We start from the raw sequence: 18,297 nt of genomic DNA, 5'->3' as shown, positions 1-18,297 counted from the left end.
CAAGACGCTCCCGGACGGTAGTGGACTGCTCTGAAGCAGTGGCACTGGTCAGATGACCCCCAAGCGAAGGTCACAGCGGGGCTCATCGCGTTCGGGACGAAGCGGTCGCTCCGTTAGGGTGCGCTGCATGACCGAGGCCCCGGACTGTCCCGAGTGCAGCCAGCCCATGAAGTTCGGCGGCTTCGTCCTCGTCGATCGGGAGGACGATGGCCGGCGGAGCTGCCGGGCGCTGTGGAGGTGTACCGGTCGGCATGCCTGGTGGCGCTGGGACGACCGTCCGGAGGAGCCGCTGGAGGCCTGCCCGATGCCGAAGCTCTTCCGCTGACATCCAACGCTGACATCAACGACCCCGGACGGCGGCGGCACACGGCACCCGCGCACGGCAGTGGTGCACGAGGCGAACCCGACCAGGCCGAGGGTAGATCGAACTCCTAAAGCAGTGGTCGCACGCGAGTGGTCCTCAGTCATGGTGGGACAGCACAGCATTGACCGCCTCGGGTACTGCAGCGACTCAGCGGTCGGTACAAGTTGGCGATCGTTTGACACAGAGAGCCCTGCTGCTCAATCACAGCAGCAGGGCTCGGACTAGCACGGCGGCGCACGGCCTGATCGCGTAGGGATCATCAGCGCCCCCTCCCGAACGTACTGAGGATGCGTTCGGAAAGGAGGCGTGCGGCTCGCCTTCGAGCGGGCCTGCGCGACCACACGGCCGGCAGGAAGATCGCAGCTAGCACGATCAGTGGAAGGCCCAGCAGGAAAGCCGTGATCCACCAGGGGGCGGCTGCTATCAACGCTGATCCACTCAGCGTGATCAGCAACCCGCGGATCACGGGTCGATGGTGCTGGCCATCGCACATAGTCCTTTCGATCGGACCGGAGATGGCGGTCTCCAGTTCAGGCAGTCAGAGCTTCCCGCCCTGGCAGGGGCAGCGAGAAACAGAGAGGCCAGGGACCCATAGTCATATCCGCGAGTCTCGGACAGAAGCCTGGCCTGGCCCTGGTCGAGTGGCTCGTGCATGGACATGCCGTTTGGTGTAAGCCGCTCCGTTCAGAATTTTGCTCTGAGACTCATGGCAGAAGCTGCAAGTCCCCCTCGCTGTTACACACTTGTGAAACCACTCCGCCAGCACCCTTGAGGTGAAGGCCGGCGAGAACCGTCCGCCCACGTCAGTGCCGGAACCAGCCCCAAAAGCTGCTCAGCACCGTCATAGCGGCCCGGCCGTCGTGGCTCGCTCTGGTCGACGGCATGGGCAGCGTGGCCAAGGCCGGTGGGAGTGCAGCGAGGCACACACGTGCGTGGTCGGTCGGCGCACCCGCCGTCGTGGCTGGCTGTCGCCGACTAAGGTTCAGACGAGGCGCATCGAGGGTGTCGGCCGTCAAGTGAGTACGGCGGAGCTGGGCCGTCTCTGGGCCGTCCGAGGTCGCTCGACAGTGGCCACTGACGACCAACGACGACCACCAGGCGTACGAGCCCTCCGCCTCCGAGCAGCGAAAACGCAGTTCACCAAGATCCCCGGCAAGACCCAGGGCAAGAAGAAGTAGGGCTTCACTGATCAAGCCCCTTGCCTGCGATCTGCCGCGGGTGGGGGGCTTGGCTGTTGTGGAGGGCCTGCGTATGGGCCGTCTCCAGGTCCTCAGGCACCGTAGGGCTCCGACGCATCCCTACCGGCCCTGAGCGTTACGGGGGTTCCGCTTAGGCATACGCGCGGGTCTCGCTCCGGCCGGGGGCGGGCTCACGGGTGGCGCGGACGGTGCTGGAGGCGGCCGGTCAGGGTGCGCGGTCGGCAGAGCAGCCGTGGTCCATGTCCCGGTGAGCGTCGCCCTTCGTGGTGAGGGTGCGCCGTGTCTCACGGCCGACAGCGCTATGGCGGAAGTCCGGGGCGCCTACGGAGCCCCGCGGGGTCGATGGGCCCGCCGTGTCGGCGTCAGGTCAGCTGTTCCCGCAGCCATGACCGTTCGGCGCGGCTGGTGGAGCGGGCGAGGGTGAGCATGCCGCGGCGGTAGGGGTCGTCGACGTCCTCGGCGCCCAGGGGACGGTCCCCGTCGTGGAAGAAGCTCGCGGGCTGTTCCAGGAAGTCCAGTCGCCGACGGAGTACCGCGTGCTGGTCGGCGAGGTCGGGAAGGCGGGAGAGGAAGGCCAGGACCGTGAAGTACCGGGTGCTGTCGCTGATGTCCAGGCCGTCGGCTTCGCGTAGCCGCCGCAGCAGCTCGGTGCGGCCGGCGGCGGTCAGGCTGAGAGTGTGCCGCTGGACGGCCGAGGCGCCTGGCTCGGCCCTGCGGTCGAGCAGGCCCGCCTTGACCAGGCGGTTGATCGCCGGGTAGAGGCTGCCGTCGCTGACCGGGCGGGCATGACCGGACAAGTGCGCTATCCGCCGGCGCAGTTGGTAGCCGTGCAGTGGCCCCTCGGCCAGGAATCCCAGGATCGCGAGTTCCAGCATGCTGCTAGCGTGACACATCGAATCGAGGTACAACGAATCGAGGTACGCGAATCGGAGTGGGTAGCGGTATGGCATACACCGAGGAATGGGTGGCGGCGCGAGCGCGCGACGCCTACGAGCACGGCCGGGCATCGTTCGACGTACGGCCCGAGCGCACAGCGCTGCTGGTCATCGACATGCAGGACGAATTCGTCCGCCCCGGGTGGAGCCCCTACTGGGTGCCCGCGGCCACCCGCATGGCACCCCGGCTGCAACAGTTGGCCGAGGACTGCCGGGCCGCCTCGGTGCCGGTGATCTGGACCATCTTCGACGACACCCATCTCGGACTGGACCGGCCGAACGCCCTGCGCTTCCTCCCCCACGCCGACACCGACTGGCGCCGCCCGGGGCCGGCCGAGGTATGGGCTCCGATGGGCCGCCGCCCCGACGAGGCCCTGATCCGCAAGCCCTCCTACGGCGCGTTCTACGACACCCCGCTCGACACGATGCTGCGCAACCTGAACCGCGACACGGTCATCGTTACGGGCACCCTCACCAACTACTGCTGCGGCACCACGGCCCGGCAGGCCTACGAACGCGGGTACAAGGTCGTCTTCGGATCCGACACCACCGCCACCGACGACGAGTCCCGCCAGGAACCGGAACTCGCCGTCCTGCGCAAAGGCTTCGCGCTGGTACTGACCGCCGAGGAGATCACCGACCGTCTCCGCGCGACCGCGCCCCCACCGGAGGAGGACGGGGGCGGGGCGGACGTCGCCTGATGCGGTATGCCGGCCATACCGCCCTACGACACCGCACCAGGCGGCGCCGGACCCCGGGCGAGGACGGACGAGATGCGTGCCGACCTCGCCGCACTGCGCGAGCCGCTCACCTGCGTGGCCGGTGATCTCGCCGGCCTCTGCGGCATCGACCTCCTGGCCTCCTCCTCGCCCGGGTGAGCGCCGTGGAGTGCTCCGGGCTCGGGCGGACGGTGGTGCCTGGAGTGGAGGGGCTCGGGTGCGGCCGGGTGTCCGGGCGGGGACGGGATCTAGGCTTCCAGGCATGAAGGAAGCACCGTTGAACTTCTGGTCGCTCTACCACCACGGCTTCGCGCGCGTCGCCGCGTGTACGGGCCACACCGTCATCGCCGACCCGCAGGCCAACGCCGAAGCGGTCCTGCGCCAGGCCCGCGACTGCGCGGACGAGGGCGTCGCCGTCGCCGTCTTCCCGGAGCTGGGCCTCACCGGCTACTCGATCGAGGACCTGCTGCTCCAGGACGCCCTCCTCGACCGGGTCGAGGAGGCCCTGGGGACCGTCGTCGCCGGGTCGGCCGAGCTGCTGCCGGTGCTGATCGTCGGCGCCCCGCTGCGCCACCGCAACCGGGTCTACAACTGCGCGGTGCTGGTGCACCGGGGCCGGGTCCTCGGGGTCGTACCGAAGTCGTACCCGCCGTACTACCGGGAGTTCTACGAGCGCCGGCAGATCGCCGACGGCCACGACGAGCGGGGCGGCACCATCCGGGTCGCCGGCGCCGAGGTGCCGTTCGGGGTGGACCTGCTGTTCGCCGCCGAGGACGTGCCCGGTCTCGTGCTGCACACGGAGATCTGCGAGGACATGTGGGTGCCGGTGCCGCCGAGCGCCGAGGCCGCCCTCGCCGGGGCGACGGTGCTCGTCAACCTCTCCGGCAGTCCGATCACCGTGGGCCGGGCCGAGGACCGCAGGCTGCTGTGCCGCTCGGCGTCCTCGCGCTGCCTCGCCGCCTACGTGTACGCGGCGGCCGGCCTGGGCGAGTCGACCACCGACCTGTCCTGGGACGGGCAGACCATGATCTACGAGAACGGGGTGCTGCTCGCCGAGTCCGACCGCTTCCCGGTCGGTGACCAGTACGCGGTCGCCGACGTCGACCTCGACCTGCTGCGGCAGGAGCGGCAGCGGATGGGGACCTTCGACGACAACCGCCGGGCCCACACCGCCCGGACCTCGGACTTCCGGACCGTCTCCTTCGAGCTGGACCCGCCGCTCACCGACCTCGGGCTGCGCCGGCGCGTCGAGCGGTTCCCGTTCGTGCCCGCCGACCCCGAGCGGCTCGCCCTGGACTGCTACGAGGCCTACAACATCCAGGTCGCCGGGCTCCAGCAGCGGCTCGCGGCGATCGGCGGGCCCAAGGTCGTCATCGGTGTGTCCGGCGGGCTCGACTCCACGCACGCGCTGATCGTCGCCGCCCGGGCGATGGACCGGGCCGGCCGGCCGCGCGGCGACATCCTCGCCTTCACCCTGCCCGGCTTCGCCACCAGCGACCACACCAAGGACAACGCGCACCGGCTGATGCGCGCGCTCGGCGTCACCGCCGCCGAGCTGGACATCACGCCGACCGCGCGGCTGATGCTGAAGGAGATCGGCCACCCGTTCGCCTCCGGCGAGCCGGTGTACGACGTCACCTTCGAGAACGTCCAGGCCGGCCTGCGCACCGACTACCTGTTCCGGCTGGCCAACCAGCGCGGCGGCATCGTCCTCGGCACCGGCGACCTCTCCGAGCTGGCGCTCGGCTGGTCGACGTACGGCGTCGGCGACCAGATGAGTCACTACAACGTCAACTCCGGGGTGCCTAAGACCCTGATCCAGCACCTGATCCGCTGGGTCGTCAGCAGCGGGCAGTTCGACGAGGAGACCGGCGAGGTCCTCGCCGCGATCCTGGACACCGAGATCAGCCCGGAGCTGGTGCCGGGCGAGGAGATGCAGTCCACCGAGTCGAAGATCGGCCCGTACGCGCTGCACGACTTCACCCTGTTCCAGGTGCTGCGCTACGGCTTCCGGCCCTCGAAGATCGCCTTCCTGGCCTGGCACGCCTGGCACGACGCGGACGCCGGCGCCTGGCCGCCCGGCTTCCCGGAGGCCAAGCGGGTCGCGTACGACCTGGCCGAGATCCGGCACTGGCTGGAGGTCTTCTGCCGCCGCTTCTTCGCGTTCTCCCAGTTCAAGCGCTCGGCGATGCCGAACGGACCGAAGGTCTCGGCGGGCGGCTCGCTCTCCCCGCGCGGCGACTGGCGCGCCCCCTCCGACGGCAACGCCCGGGCATGGCTGGCCGACCTGGACTGCTTCGACCTGGACGGCGCGGCCACGGACCACTGACCGACCCCACGGACTCGACGGCCCCCTGCCTCGACGGATCCGCGGCCAGACGGATCGGCAACCAGACGGATCGGCAGCCAGACGGATCGCCGGCCCGCCGACCCGGCGGCGCGGAGGCCCCCTCCCGGCCCCCGCTCGACGCCCCGGCTCGCCGGCCCCGCTCAACGGCCCCCGCTCAACGGCGAGATGCTGAACTCCGCGCCCCGGCTCAGGTGTTCCACGTCTCGTCGTACGGGTCCCGCGGGGCCTGCACCGGTCGGCTCGCCGTGACCGACAGGTACGGGATCGGGCCGTTGTTGACCGGGTCGCGGGTCAGGCGGGGGGCGTACGTGCCCGTGACCTCCAGCCAGGCGTCCGGGCGCAGCACCGGCGGCAGCGTCCCGGTCAGCGCGATCTTCACCGGCTGGGCGTCCGCGGCGCAGCAGTTGAGGGCCATGCGGACCAGGTAGGGCCGGCCCGCCCGGTCCAGGGCGAGGAAGCCGGTGACCCGGACCGGGCGGCCGTGCAGGGAGCGGCCGTGGCCGTAGGCCGCGCGGGAGGCGTAGTCCACGACCGAGAGCGGCACCGGGTCGCCGGCGGGCAACGGGCCGTAGGCGTACGGCTTCTGCAGGGCCGTACCCGAGCGCAGGGCGCTGTACGAGCCGAGGGCCGGCGGGGCGATCAGGATCAGCGCGAGCAGCGGCAGCAGCAGGAGCCAGGACACGCGCGGCTCGGGGTGCGTGTGCCCCGGGCCGGGCCGGCCGGCGCGGCGGCGCTCGTACCAGGCCGTCGCCACGGCCGCCGCGATCAGGACGGCGCCGGAGGCCAGCAGGAGGGGGCGCAGGCCCGCCTTGACGTAGCGCAGGTACAGGTCGGTGGCGCCCGCGTGCAGCAGGGCGGCGCCGAGCAGGAACTGGACGGCCGCCTGGGCCTGGCGGTTCACAGCAGCACCACCGAGGTCAGTACGGCGCCCGTGACGGCCAGCGCGAAGGTGGCGGGCGCGAACCGGAGCGCGAAGCCGCGGCCGAAGGTGCCGGCCTGCATCGCGAACAGCTTGAGGTCGATCATCGGGCCCACCACCAGGAACACCAGCTTGGCCGTCGGGGAGAACTGGGTGAGGGAGGCCGCGACGAACGCGTCCGCCTCCGAGCAGATGGACAGCAGGACGGCCAGGACGGCGAGGGCGAGCACGGAGACCAGCGGGGTGCCGGCGGCCGCGCGCAGCCAGGCCGCCGGGACGGCGGCCTTCAGCGTGGCCGCGGCCGTCGCGCCGAGCACCAGGAAACCGCCGGCGTGCATGACGTCGTGCCGGACCGCGTCCCAGAACGCCTCTCCCCTGCTCGCGCCCTCGTGCGCGCCGTGGGCGGGCGGGCGCAGCCAGTCGGTGCGGCCGAGCCGCTGCCACAGCCAGCCCATCGCGCAGGCCACCAGCAGGCTCGCCGCGAACCGGGCCAGGACCATCTCCGGGTGTCCGGGGAAGGCGACGGCGGTGGCGGTCAGCACGACCGGGTTGATCGCGGGCGCGGACAGCAGGAAGGCGAGGGCGGCGGCGGGGGTCACGCCCCGGCGCACCAGGGCGCCCGCCACCGGCACCGACGCGCACTCGCAGCCCGGCAGCACCGCGCCCGCCATCCCGGCCACGGGCACGGCCAGGGCGGGCCGGCGCGGCAGGGCGCGCGCGAAGAAGGACGCCGGGACGAACACGGCGATCGCCGCCGACAGCAGCACGCCGAGCACCAGGAAGGGCAGCGCCTGCACGGTCACCGCCACGAACACCGTCATCCAGCTCTGCATCGCCGGGGTGCCGAGCAGCCCGCGGATCGGGGACTGGGCGAGCACGGCCAGCAGCAGCGTCAGCACCAGGACCAGCGGGGAGCTGAGCCGCCGCTCCCGCGGGGGCGCGGGACGGTCCAGGTCGGCGCCGGGCGGGGCGTCTTCGGTGATGGCCACGGGTGGTTACCTCCGGCTGCTGGGCTGCCTCCCCTGCGTACGCGAGCCGTCGCACGGGCGTTCAGGACGTTGCTGGAACCACGCGTCTCCTTGGGGCACTCTTTTCCCTTGTGACGAGCGTTCCGCAGCAGGGGGGCCCGGGGGGCCGGCCGGCGCACATGGTGGTGTGCGGTGACGACGGGCTCGCGCACCGGCTGGCCGCCGAGCTGCGCGGGGTCTACGGCGAGGCGGTCACCCTCGTCGTACCGCCGAACGGGCGCACCGCCCGGCCCCCCGTGGTCGGCCGGGCCCGGGCCGCGTCGGCGGCGCTGTTCGACCGTGTGGTCAGCGCCGCGGTGGGCACCGTCGGCCGGACCGGGCCGGCCGTCGACGGCCCGCTCCCCCAACGCCCGGCAACGGACGGCGTGCTGGAGGCGGCCGAGCTGACGGAGGAGGTGCTCGCGGAGGCCGGGGTGGGCCGGGCCGCCGCGCTGGCCCTCGTGTACGACGACGACGAGACCAACATCCGGGCCGCCCTGTCCGCCCGCCGGCTGAACCCCCGGCTGCGGCTCGTCCTGCGCCTGTACAACCGGCGGCTGGGCCAGCACATCGAGGAACTCCTCGACCAGGCCGCCGCGTTGGCCGCCGGCGGTGACGACGGCGGCCTCGGCGCCGGTGCCGAGGCCTCCACGACCGTGCTGTCCGACGCCGACACCGCGGCGCCCGCGCTGGCCGCCACCGCCGTCGCCGGCACCGGCCGGGTCGTACAGACCGAGGACCTGCTGCTACGGGCCGTCGAACGACCGCTCACCGGCGACGACGAGCCCGGCACCGGACCGGGCACCGGACCCGGCCTGTGCACCCTCGCCCTGCTGTCGGGCGGCGACCCGGACGGCGGCGGCGAACACCACCCGCGGCTGCTCCCCGACGACGAGGAGGTACGGCAGGCCGCCGGGCGCCAGGCCGTGGTGCTGGAACACGTCTCCGTCCCGACCGGTGCGCGGTCCGCCGCGCCCACCCGCCGGATGACCGGCGTGATGCCGCTCGCCTCCCTCTTCTCCCGCCGGCTGCGCTGGTCCCTGGCCGGACTGGTCGGCTGCGTGGTCGGCCTCGCCGTCGCCCTGTGGCTGGTCACCGGCATCCACCCGCTGCGCGCCTTCTACGTCACCCTGCTCGACCTGTTCGCGATCGACGACCCGGCCCTGCGGGAGCCCCTCGGCCGCCAGCTCCTCCAACTGCTCTCCGCGCTCACCGGGTTGCTGCTCCTGCCGCTGCTGCTGGCCGCCGCGCTGGAGGCGTTCGGCACCTTCCGCACCGCCTCCTCCCTGCGCAGGCCCCCGCGCGGCCTGAGCGGGCACGTGGTCCTGCTCGGCCTCGGCAAGATCGGCACCCGGGTGCTGACCCGGCTGCGGGAACTGAACATCCCCGTGGTGTGCGTCGAGTCCGACCCGGAGGCGCGCGGCCTCGCCACCGCCCGCCGGCTGCGGGTGCCGGTCGTCCTCGGGGACATCACCCAGGAGGGCGTCCTGGAGGGCGCCCAGGTCCAGCGGGCCCAGGCCCTGCTCGCGGTGACCAGCTCCGACACCACCAACCTGGAGGCCGTGCTCTACGCCCGGACCGTACGCCCCGACCTGCGCGTGGTCCTGCGCCTGTACGACGACGACTTCGCCACCGCCGTCTACCGCACCCTGCGGACCGCCTACCCGCAGGCCCTGACCCGCAGCCGCAGCGTCACCCACCTCGCCGCCCCGGCCTTCGCCGGGGCGATGCTGGGCCGCCAGGTGCTGGGCGCGATCGCCGTGGAACGCCGGGTGCTGCTGTTCGCCGCGATCGACGTGGACGGCCATCCCCGGCTGGAGGGCCGCACCGTCCGCGAGGCCTTCCACTCCGGCTCGTGGCGGGTCCTCGCCCTGCTGGGCCGCCACTCCACCTCCCCCGACCACGTCCTGACGAAGGACGACCGGGTGGTGGTGGCGGCGACCCGGCGGGGGCTGGCCGAGCTGCGCTGACCCGGGGGCCGCCCGGGGCCCGCGCCGGGGCCGGTCAGCTGGTGGGTACCGGTGCCCGGTCCTCGTCGGGAACCAGGCCGAGCGCCGCGTCCCGCCGGAACTCGATCTCCCGCCGCAGCAACCGGAACCACATGAACACCACGAACCCGGCGAACACGAACCACTCACCCGTGTAACCGAGGTTCTGGAACGCCTTCAGGTCCAGCCCGCTGCCGCTCGGCGCGCTCGCGGGCACGGCCCGCATCCCGGCGTCGCCCTTGTCCAGGGTGATCCACGCGTCGTACAGCCGGTAGGGCACCAGGTTCACCAGCGTGCCCGAGCTGATCGCCGAGGTCTGCCCGGCCGGCAGCCCGCCCTGCGCGCTCACCCCGTTGTCCCCGGGCGTCTCGGACGCCTGCAGCGCCCCGGTGACGGTGACCTCGCCGGCGGGCGGCGCGGGCGCCCTGGCCGCGTCCGCCGTACCCGGCAGCCAGCCCCGCACCACCGGCAGCGCCTTACCGGTGCCGGTGCGCAGCAGCGTCAGCACGTAGAAACCGCGCTTGCCGTCCAGCTCGCGCCCGGGCACCAGCAGCTGCTTGCCGTAGCGCCCGCTGGCCGTGGCCCGCCGGCCCGCCGTGCTCTTGTCGACGGGCAGCATCGAGTCCAGCGGGCGCGCGGCCTCCCTGCGGCCGGCCGCCACCTGCTCGGTCACGGCACGGTGGTCCTGCACCCGGTCCTCGAACCGGCTCAGCTGCCACGACCCCATGAAGACGCAGAAGGGGATGGCGAGCAGCACGAAGACGTTGATGCCCCACCAGCGGGGTGTCAGCAGAAACCGGTACACGCCCTCCACGGTACGGCTCCCGCGCCGGCCGCTCGGCCGCGGGTCGGCCTTTGCCCGCGCCGCGAGTCGCCCTGTGCCCGGACTGCGAGTCGCCCTGTGCCCGGACCGCGGGCCGGCCTCCGCCCGCCCGGCCCGGACCGCCCGCGCGGGAGGTTGTCCACAGGCTGGGCACACCCGTCCCCCGATTGTCGGCGCGGCCAGGCAGTATGGGCGCATGACTGGGGCCATGAGTGAGAGCAGGACGCCGGGGACACCGGACATGCCGGACTGGGAGAAGCGCTTCCGGGCGCCGCGGGTCTCCCTGCCCGACTGGGCGGAGGACGCCCCGGACCGTTCCCTGTTCGTGTCGAACGCGACCGGGACGTACGAGCTGTACGCCTGGGACAGAGCGACAGGTGAGCAGCGGCAGGCGACCGACCGGCCGAACGGCACGACGGACGGCGTGCTCTCGCCGGACGGCGCGTGGATCTGGTGGTTCGACGACAAGGACGGCGACGAGTTCGGCATCTGGCGCCGCCAGCCCTTCGCGGGCGGCCCGGACGAGCCGGCCGTGCCCGGCCTCGACCCGTCCTACCCGGCCGGCCTGGCCCTGTCCCGCGACGGCCGCACGGCGGTCGTCGGCCGCTCCACGGACGAGGACGGTACGACGATCCACCTGGCGAGCGGGGACGCGGCCCCGGTGGAGATCTACCGGCACCGCGAGTCGGCGGGTGTCGGCGACCTCTCGCACGACGGCTCCCTGATCGCCGTCGAGCACACCGAGCACGGCGACGCCATGCACGCGGCGCTGCGGGTGCTCCGCCCGGACGGCACGACGGTCGCCGAGCTGGACGACACCGAGGGCGGCACGCGGGAGCTGGGCCTGGAGGTGCTGGGCTTCGCCCCGGTCGACGGGGACACCCGGCTGCTCATCGGCCACCAGCGCCGGGGCCGCTGGGAGCCCCTGGTGTGGGACGTGGCGACGGGTGAGGAGACGGACCTGGTCCTGGACCTGCCGGGTGACGTCAGCGCCGAGTGGTATCCGGACGGCTCGGCCCTGCTCGTCGCCCACGGCTTCGAGGCCCGCAGCGAGCTGTTCCGGTACGACCTGGCGGCCCGCGAGCTGACCCGCATCCCCACCCTGCCCGGCACGGTCTCCGGTGCGACGGCCCGCCCGGACGGCAGTGTGGAGTACCTGTGGTCGTCGGCGGCCGAGCCGCCGGCGGTGCGGTCCACGTCCGGCGGTGTGGTGCTGGACCCGCCGGGCCTGGTGTGCCCGCCGTCGGTGCCGGTGGAGGACGTGTGGGTGGAGGGCCCCGGCGGCCGGATCCACGCCCTGGTGCAGAAGCCGGCGGGCGCCACCGGCCCGCTGCCCACCGTGTTCGACCTGCACGGCGGCCCGACCTGGCACGACAGCGACTCCTTCGCCGCGGGCCCGGCCGCCTGGGTGGACCACGGGTACGCGGTGGTCCGCGTCAACTACCGCGGCTCCACGGGCTACGGCCGCGCCTGGACCGACGCCCTCAAGCACCGGGTCGGCCTGATCGAGCTGGAGGACGTGGCCGCGGTGCGCGACTGGGCGGTCTCCTCCGGTCTCGCCGACCCCGACCGTCTCGTCCTGACCGGTGCCTCCTGGGGCGGCTACCTCACCCTGCTCGGGCTGGGCACCCAGCCGGACGCCTGGACGCTGGGCATCGCGGTGGTGCCGGTCGCGGACTACGTGACGGCGTACCACGACGAGATGGAGGCCCTGAAGGCCATGGACCGCACCCTGCTGGGCGGCACCCCCGAGGAGGTCCCGGACCGCTTCGCCGCGTCCTCCCCGCTGACCTACGTCGACCAGGTCAAGGCCCCGGTCTACATCTCGGCGGGTGTCAACGACCCCCGCTGCCCGATCCGCCAGATCGACAACTACGTCAGGAGACTGGAGGCCCGCGGCGCGGTCCACGAGGTGTACCGGTACGACGCGGGACACGGTTCCCTGGTCGTGGACGAGCGGATCAAGCAGGTGAGGCTGGAACTGGAGTTCGCGGAGCGTCACGCGCCGGGCAGTGCCCCGGTGAAGTAGACCGTGCCCGCGCACGCGCCCGGGACGACCGCCGTGGCCGACGGCGCGCCGCCCTGGGCGGTGTGGGTGACCACGACGCTGCCGTCGGCGGGGCCGTCCTCGGTGGCCAGCTGGGTGGTGGTGCCCGCGGAGCCGCCCGCGTCGGTCGTCCCGCCGGAGGCGCTCGCGTCCTGGGTCGGCGTCGGGTCCGGCGTCGGCTCGCTCGGGTCGGTGCCGCCGGTGCTGGTGCCGCCGCCGGTGGGGCAGGTCTCCGAGGGGACGAAGGCGAACTTCTCCTCGTAGGCCGAGCCGGGCTGCAGGACCAGGGAGGTGACTTCGAGGGAGGGGTCGGGCAGGGAGGTCGCGGCGTCACCGGCGACATGCCGGGCGCTGAAGATCTTGGCCGGGTCGGCGGCGCCCTGGGCGGTCGCGGTGACGCTGCCCGGGCCGTCGAGGGTGCACGCGGTGCCGGAGGTGTTGGTGACGCGGAAGGTGCCGTAGACGACGCCGGCGGTGTCGGGGGCGTTCACCGTGCCGGTGGCCGAGCCCAGTTGGGCCGCCGTGCACACCGGGGTGCCCGAGGCGAACGTGGCGGAGGGGTTGGGTCCGCCGGCGGTGCCGCCGGTGTGGCCGCCCTTGTCGCTCTTCTCGCCGCTCTTGCCCTGCTCCTTGCCGGGCTTGACCGTCGTACCGGGGCCGTCCTTCCTGCCGCCCTTGTCGCCGCTCTTGTCCCTGCCCTTGCCGGTGCCGCCGTGGGCCTGGGAACTCTGGCCGGCCATGGCGGTGTTGGGGTCGGTGCCGCCGGACTGCGAGACGTGCACCAGGGCGGGGACGGCGGTGCCGATGAACAGGGCCGCCGCGGCCACGCCGACGACCGCCTGCCGCTTGCGGGCGCGGCGCGCGGGGACGGCGCGGCGCAGGTGGTCCAGGGCGCCGGTGCGCGGTTGGACGTCGTCGACCGCCGAGTGCAGCAGCCGGCGCAGGGCCTGTTCGTCCGTGTCGAGCCCGTCCAGGCTGTGGACTCCGCCGAGCCTTTCGGGACCCTTGTCCTCGGGGCCGTGGTTCACAGTTCCGTTCCCAGGGTGCGATGGCGTGTGCTCGTGCCGGGTGCGCTCTGTAGGCTCGTGCCAGGCGTAGGGCTCGTGTCGATCGTGGGAGTGGTGGTCAGCGGAGTGACCGTCATTCCGGTCGCCCCCTTCGGCGTGGTCGCTCATGCCGGTGCCTCCATGGCCACGCGCAGCGCGGCGATGCCCCGCGAGCCGTACGCCTTCACCGAGCCCAGTGATATGCCGAGGCTCTCGGCGACCTGGGCCTCGGTCATGTCCGCGAAGTAGCGCAGCACGAGCACCTCGCGCTGGCGGCGCTGCAGGCCCTTCATCGCCTTGATGAGGTCCCGGCGCTCCAGCTGGTCGTAGGCGCCCTCCTCCGCGCTCGCCATGTCGGGCATCGGCTTGGAGAGCAGCTTCAGGCCGAGGATGCGCCGGCGCAGCGTGGACCGGGAGAGGTTGACCACGGTCTGCCGCAGGTAGGCGAGGGTCTTCTCGGGGTCGCGGACGCGCTTGCGGGCCGAGTGGACGCGGATGAAGGCCTCCTGCACGACGTCCTCGCAGGAGGCGGTGTCGTCGAGGAGGAGCGCGGCGAGGCCGAGCAGCGAGCGGTAGTGCGCCCGGTAGGTCTCGGTGAGGTGGTCGACGGTCGTCCCGGCGGCCTCGGTGGCCACGGCGCCCGCGGTCTCCTCGGCGCCGTCGCGCTGACTGGGTATGCGGGCGGGCCGCGCTGCGGGCATGGGCGCGATCACCGGCATGCCGCCGGGCGTGCGGGGCCGGAGCGCCGCGCGGGGACGCAGGGCCGTAGCGCCGCGGACCGCAGTGAGTTCGAGTACCTCTGCCACGCCTGTTGGACACGTTTCCCCCCTCGGGGGTTGTACGTGCCGGGCGTCACATGTGCGACGACCGGCGGTGCCTCAAGTGCCGTCATGCGTCCCGCTCTTCCCTTATGTCCCATTTGAACGGGCGTCCCCACGCCCCGATCACGGCGTCCCCACGCCAGGATCACCACGTCCCCAGGCCCCGCAAGGGTGACCGCAAAGACGCTCCCCGCCTCCCCGCGGTTGCGGGAGACGGGGAGTGAAATCCTCTGTCGCCGAGGGGGGCCGGTTCAAGTGGATTGGACCATGCCCCTGGCCACACTTCGTCCACAGATCCTACAAAGGGTGGGGAGCGTGGGCCGAGGTCTCCGCCGCGATCAGCTCCGCGATCTGCACGCAGTTCAGGGCGGCCCCCTTGCGCAGGTTGTCGCCGCACACGAACAGCTCCAGCGCGGTCGGGTCGTCCAGCGCCCGCCGCACCCGGCCCACCCAGGTCGGGTCGGTACCCACCACGTCGGCGGGGGTGGGGAACTCGCCGGCGGCCGGGTCGTCGCACAGCACCACGCCCGGCGCGGTGGCGAGGATCTCCCGGGCGCCGTCGACGCCCACCTCCCGCTGGAAGCGGGCGTGGACGGTCAGCGAGTGCGTGGTGACCACCGGCACCCGCACACAGGTCACGGCGACCGGCAGCCGCGGCAGGCCGAGGACCTTCCGGGACTCGTCGCGGACCTGCATCTCCTCCGACGACCAGCCGTCCTCGCGCAGCGAGCCGGCCCACGGGACGACGTTCAGCGCGACCGGCTCCGGGAACGGCCCGGTGTCCTCCCCGACGGCCCGGCGCACGTCCCCGGGCTTGGTGCCCAGCTCGGTCCCGGCCACCAGGGACAGCTGGGCCCGCAGCGCCTGCACACCGGCCCGCCCGGCCCCGCTCACCGCCTGGTACGACGACACCACCAGCTCGCGCAGCCCGAACTCGGCGTGCAGCGCGCCAAGGGCGACGATCATCGTCAGGGTGGTGCAGTTGGGGCTCGCGACGATCCCGCGCGCGCGGGACCGTACGGTGTGCGCGTTGACCTCGGGCACGACGAGCGGCACGTCCGGGTCCGTCCGGAAGGCGCCGGAGTTGTCGACGACGACCGCGCCGCGCGCGGCGGCGACGGGCGCCCACTCGGCGGCGACCTCGTCGGGCACGTCGAACAGCGCGATGTCGACCCCGGCGAAGGCGTCCTCCGTCAGGGCCGCCACCTCGACCTCCGCCCCGCGCACGGTCAGCTTGCGGCCGGCCGAGCGCGGGGAGGCGAGCAGGCGGATCTCGCCCCAGATGTCGGCCCGCTGGGACAGGATCTGGAGCATGACCGTGCCGACGGCCCCGGTCGCCCCCACGACCGCGAGCGTCGGCTTGCCGGTCGGTGCCATCAGCGGCCCGTGCCTCCGTAGACGACGGCCTCGTCGGAGTCGGAGTCCAGCCCGAAGGCGGTGTGCACGGCGCGGACGGCCTCGGGGACGTCGTCGGCGCGGGTGACCACCGAGATGCGGATCTCGGAGGTCGAGATCAGCTCGATGTTCACACCGGCGTCGCTGAGCGCCTCGAAGAAGGCGGCGGTGACGCCCGGGTTGGTCTTCATGCCGGCGCCGACCAGGGAGATCTTGCCGATCTGGTCGTCGTAGCGCAGCGAGTCGAAGCCGATGCCGGGGCGGTTCTTCTCCAGCGCGTCGATGGCCTTGCGGCCCTCGGTCTTCGGCAGCGTGAAGGAGATGTCCGTCAGTCCCGTGGAGGCGGCGGACACGTTCTGCACGACCATGTCGATGTTGATCTCGGCATCGGCGATGGTCCGGAAGATCGCGGCGGCCTCACCCGGCTTGTCCGGCACACCGACGACCGTGATCTTGGCCTCGGAGGTGTCGTGCGCGACACCGGAGATGATGGCCTGCTCCACCTTCTTGTCCCCAATCGGCTCACTGCTGACCCACGTGCCCTGCAGTCCGCTGAAGGACGACCGGACGTGGATCGGGATGTTGTAGCGGCGGGCGTACTCCACACAGCGGTGGAGCAGCACCTTGGAACCGGAGGCGGCGAGCTCCAGCATGTCCTCGAAGGAGATCCAGTCGATCTTCTTCGCCTTCTTCACCACACGCGGGTCGGCGGTGAACACCCCGTCGACGTCCGTGTAGATCTCGCACACCTCGGCGTCGAGCGCGGCGGCCAGCGCCACGGCCGTGGTGTCGGACCCGCCGCGGCCCAACGTGGTGATGTCCTTCTTGTCCTGCGAGACGCCCTGGAAACCGGCGACGATGGCGATGTTGCCCTCGTCCAGCGCCGTCCTGATCCGGCCCGGCGTGACGTCGATGATCCGGGCTTTGTTGTGGACCGAGTCGGTGATGACGCCGGCCTGGCTGCCGGTGAAGGACTGGGCCTCGTGACCCAGGTTTTTGATCGCCATCGCCAGCAGGGCCATGGAGATCCGCTCTCCGGCGGTCAGCAGCATGTCGAATTCGCGCCCGGCAGGCATGGGAGAGACCTGCTCGGCGAGATCGATCAGCTCGTCCGTCGTGTCGCCCATCGCGGAAACGACGACAACCACCTGGTTGCCGTTCTTCTTCGCTTCCACGATCCGCTTGGCGACGCGCTTGATGCCCTCGGCATCGGCTACGGAGGAGCCTCCGTACTTCTGCACGACAAGGCCCACGTGCGCTCCTCGCTCGGTTCGTTTGTGTCGGCTCAGTCTATCGAGCGTCCGCATTCCACCACCGTGCTCCCGCATGGTGAGACGTCCGGACGCCCGCCCCCGGCACCTGCCCAGCGGACCGCCGGACACTCGGAACGTGCCCGGTGTCACAGCCGCCGCGGGACGGCCGGACTACTTCCCCGGCCGGATCCCGAGCGGCCCGCCGATCTCCTGTGCCATGACCCGGCCCGCCTCGAACTCCAGCGTCTCGTCGCCGATGTCCGCCTGGTCGGTGTCAAGGCCGTCCAGCTCCTCCAGGGGCTGGTTGAGGCGGACGTGGATGAGGACGGACTGGAGGGCGCGCAGCACCGCGGAGGCCGTCGGACCCCAGTTGGAGAAGTAGGAGAACTGCCACCACCACAGGGCCTCGGTGGTGCGGCCCGCCCGGTAGTGGACCATGCCGTGCCGCAGGTCGGTGATGATGTCGGCGAGGTCGTCGGAGATCCGGGCCGGCACCGGCGCCTTGCGGGGCTCGTAGGGGTCGAAGACCTCGGAGTAGACGTCGACCGGGTCCAGCAGCCGGGCGAAGTTCTCCCGCAGCTCGTCCAGGTCGGGCTCGGGGCCCGGGTCGGGCTCGTAGCGCTCCTCGGGGACGATGTCCTCGTGGGCGCCCAGCCGGCCGCCGGCCAGCAGGAGCTGGGAGACCTCAAGGAGGAGGAAGGGCACGGCCGATTCCGGTTCGTCGCCCCTCGCCACCTCCGTGACGGCCACCAGGAAGCTCTCGACCTGGTCCGCGATCTGGACCACGAAGTCGTCCGGGTTCTGCGTCGAGGCGTGCAGCGTGGCGTCAGACATCTAGGAGTCGTCTCCCCTCGAAGGCGCGGCCGAGGGTCACCTCGTCCGCGTATTCCAGGTCGCCACCCACCGGGAGGCCGCTGGCCAGGCGGGTGACCTTCAGGCCCATGGGCTTGATCATGCGGGCGAGGTACGTCGCCGTGGCCTCGCCTTCCAGATTGGGATCCGTGGCCAGGATCAGTTCCGTGACGGTCCCGTCGGCCAACCGCGCGAGAAGTTCTCGTATACGCAGGTCGTCGGGTCCCACGCCCTCGATGGGGCTGATCGCGCCGCCGAGCACGTGGTAACGGCCCCGGAACTCGCGGGTGCGCTCGATCGCGACGACGTCCTTGGGTTCCTCCACCACACAGATGACGGCGGGGTCGCGGCGCGGGTCGCGGCAGATGCCGCACAGCTCCTCCTGCGCCACGTTGCCGCACGTGGCGCAGAAGCGGACCTTCGCCTTCACTTCCAGGAGGGCGTGCGCGAGCCGCTTCACGTCCGCCGGCTCGGCCTGCAGGATGTGGAAGGCGATCCGCTGCGCGCTCTTGGGACCGACGCCGGGCAGCCGCCCCAGCTCGTCGATGAGGTCCTGGACCACGCCTTCGTACAACGCAC

At 72.5% G+C, this 18,297-nt stretch carries 15 protein-coding genes; 5 read left to right on the top strand and 10 right to left on the bottom strand.

All coding sequences use genetic code 11. The features are described from left to right. The first annotated feature begins 127 nt into the window (after positions 1-127). Entirely contained in the window at positions 128-325 is a 198-nt protein-coding gene (locus ACZ3ZD_RS00375; protein WP_467391945.1) for a dehydrogenase, read from the top strand. Between the two features lie 1,600 nt (positions 326-1,925). On the opposite strand, the gene ACZ3ZD_RS00370 is transcribed toward ACZ3ZD_RS00375, so the two are convergent. Further along, a complete protein-coding gene (locus tag ACZ3ZD_RS00370; protein ID WP_467391943.1) occupies positions 1,926-2,438 on the bottom strand; it encodes a PadR family transcriptional regulator in 513 nt (170 codons plus the stop codon). A 68-nt stretch (positions 2,439-2,506) separates the two neighbouring features. Between ACZ3ZD_RS00370 and ACZ3ZD_RS00365 the strand changes: the two genes are divergently transcribed. Continuing rightward, on the top strand, positions 2,507-3,199 hold the full coding sequence (locus ACZ3ZD_RS00365) for a cysteine hydrolase family protein (protein WP_467391941.1): 693 nt from the start codon (positions 2,507-2,509) through the stop codon (positions 3,197-3,199). Between the two features lie 280 nt (positions 3,200-3,479). Beyond that, positions 3,480-5,546 (top strand): NAD(+) synthase, encoded by a 2,067-nt coding sequence (locus tag ACZ3ZD_RS00360; protein ID WP_467391939.1) that lies wholly within the window; start codon positions 3,480-3,482, stop codon positions 5,544-5,546. Positions 5,547-5,754: 208 nt separating this feature from the next. Here the strand turns inward: ACZ3ZD_RS00360 and ACZ3ZD_RS00355 are convergent, their stop codons facing one another. Further along, positions 5,755-6,468, bottom strand: coding sequence for a TIGR03943 family putative permease subunit (locus ACZ3ZD_RS00355; protein ID WP_467391937.1), 714 nt, complete (start codon positions 6,466-6,468; stop codon positions 5,755-5,757). Continuing rightward, positions 6,465-7,475: a permease gene (locus ACZ3ZD_RS00350; protein ID WP_467391935.1), complete on the bottom strand. Its 1,011-nt coding sequence runs from the start codon at positions 7,473-7,475 to the stop codon at positions 6,465-6,467. The genes ACZ3ZD_RS00355 and ACZ3ZD_RS00350 overlap by 4 nt, the downstream gene beginning before the upstream one ends. A gap of 158 nt (positions 7,476-7,633) precedes the next feature. Here ACZ3ZD_RS00350 and ACZ3ZD_RS00345 point away from each other — a divergent pair, with 158 nt between their 5' ends. Next, positions 7,634-9,463 (top strand): NAD-binding protein, encoded by a 1,830-nt coding sequence (locus ACZ3ZD_RS00345; protein WP_467393223.1) that lies wholly within the window; start codon positions 7,634-7,636, stop codon positions 9,461-9,463. A 34-nt stretch (positions 9,464-9,497) separates the two neighbouring features. Here the strand turns inward: ACZ3ZD_RS00345 and ACZ3ZD_RS00340 are convergent, their stop codons facing one another. Continuing rightward, a complete protein-coding gene (locus ACZ3ZD_RS00340; protein ID WP_467391933.1) occupies positions 9,498-10,286 on the bottom strand; it encodes an SURF1 family protein in 789 nt (262 codons plus the stop codon). A 226-nt stretch (positions 10,287-10,512) separates the two neighbouring features. On the opposite strand from ACZ3ZD_RS00340, the gene ACZ3ZD_RS00335 reads away from it, so the two are divergent. Further along, entirely contained in the window at positions 10,513-12,333 is a 1,821-nt protein-coding gene (locus ACZ3ZD_RS00335; RefSeq protein ID WP_467391931.1) for a S9 family peptidase, read from the top strand. On the opposite strand, the gene ACZ3ZD_RS00330 is transcribed toward ACZ3ZD_RS00335, so the two are convergent. The 6 genes from ACZ3ZD_RS00330 to recR all read right to left on the bottom strand — a co-directional run bounded on the left by ACZ3ZD_RS00330 (position 12,303) and on the right by recR (position 18,292). Further along, positions 12,303-13,379: a hypothetical protein gene (locus ACZ3ZD_RS00330; RefSeq protein ID WP_467391929.1), complete on the bottom strand. Its 1,077-nt coding sequence runs from the start codon at positions 13,377-13,379 to the stop codon at positions 12,303-12,305. The two genes, ACZ3ZD_RS00335 and ACZ3ZD_RS00330, sit on opposite strands and share 31 nt — an antisense overlap. A 143-nt stretch (positions 13,380-13,522) precedes the next feature. Beyond that, on the bottom strand, positions 13,523-14,203 hold the full coding sequence (locus ACZ3ZD_RS00325; protein ID WP_467391927.1) for a SigE family RNA polymerase sigma factor: 681 nt from the start codon (positions 14,201-14,203) through the stop codon (positions 13,523-13,525). A 312-nt stretch (positions 14,204-14,515) separates the two neighbouring features. Beyond that, positions 14,516-15,595 (bottom strand): aspartate-semialdehyde dehydrogenase, encoded by a 1,080-nt coding sequence (locus ACZ3ZD_RS00320; protein WP_467391925.1) that lies wholly within the window; start codon positions 15,593-15,595, stop codon positions 14,516-14,518. Beyond that, on the bottom strand, positions 15,595-16,866 hold the full coding sequence (locus ACZ3ZD_RS00315) for an aspartate kinase (protein ID WP_467391923.1): 1,272 nt from the start codon (positions 16,864-16,866) through the stop codon (positions 15,595-15,597). The genes ACZ3ZD_RS00320 and ACZ3ZD_RS00315 overlap by 1 nt, the downstream gene beginning before the upstream one ends. 171 nt (positions 16,867-17,037) lie before the next feature. After that, complete coding sequence (locus tag ACZ3ZD_RS00310; RefSeq protein ID WP_030342448.1) at positions 17,038-17,700, bottom strand: DUF5063 domain-containing protein; 663 nt, start codon at positions 17,698-17,700, stop codon at positions 17,038-17,040. Further along, positions 17,693-18,292, bottom strand: a complete 600-nt coding sequence (gene recR / locus ACZ3ZD_RS00305) for a recombination mediator RecR (protein ID WP_030619515.1) — start codon at positions 18,290-18,292, stop codon at positions 17,693-17,695. The genes ACZ3ZD_RS00310 and recR overlap by 8 nt, the downstream gene beginning before the upstream one ends. Positions 18,293-18,297: the final 5 nt, after the last annotated feature.

This window comes from Streptomyces sp. NPDC023481, from assembly GCF_055560195.1.
The sequence above is the reverse complement of the archived record's forward strand: the minus strand, read 5'-3'. Positions and strand labels throughout refer to the sequence as shown.

Bases quoted from the DNA above. Each gene is read 5' to 3' on its own strand.
- ACZ3ZD_RS00375 (WP_467391945.1), top strand. From the start codon at position 128: ATGACCGAGGCCCCGGACTGTCCCGAGTGCAGCCAGCCCATGAAGTTC.
- ACZ3ZD_RS00370 (WP_467391943.1), bottom strand. From the start codon at position 2,438: ATGCTGGAACTCGCGATCCTGGGATTCCTGGCCGAGGGGCCACTGCAC.
- ACZ3ZD_RS00365 (WP_467391941.1), top strand. From the start codon at position 2,507: ATGGCATACACCGAGGAATGGGTGGCGGCGCGAGCGCGCGACGCCTAC.
- ACZ3ZD_RS00360 (WP_467391939.1), top strand. From the start codon at position 3,480: ATGAAGGAAGCACCGTTGAACTTCTGGTCGCTCTACCACCACGGCTTC.
- ACZ3ZD_RS00345 (WP_467393223.1), top strand. From the start codon at position 7,634: ATGGTGGTGTGCGGTGACGACGGGCTCGCGCACCGGCTGGCCGCCGAG.
- ACZ3ZD_RS00335 (WP_467391931.1), top strand. From the start codon at position 10,513: ATGAGTGAGAGCAGGACGCCGGGGACACCGGACATGCCGGACTGGGAG.
- ACZ3ZD_RS00320 (WP_467391925.1), bottom strand. From the start codon at position 15,595: ATGGCACCGACCGGCAAGCCGACGCTCGCGGTCGTGGGGGCGACCGGG.
- ACZ3ZD_RS00310 (WP_030342448.1), bottom strand. From the start codon at position 17,700: ATGTCTGACGCCACGCTGCACGCCTCGACGCAGAACCCGGACGACTTC.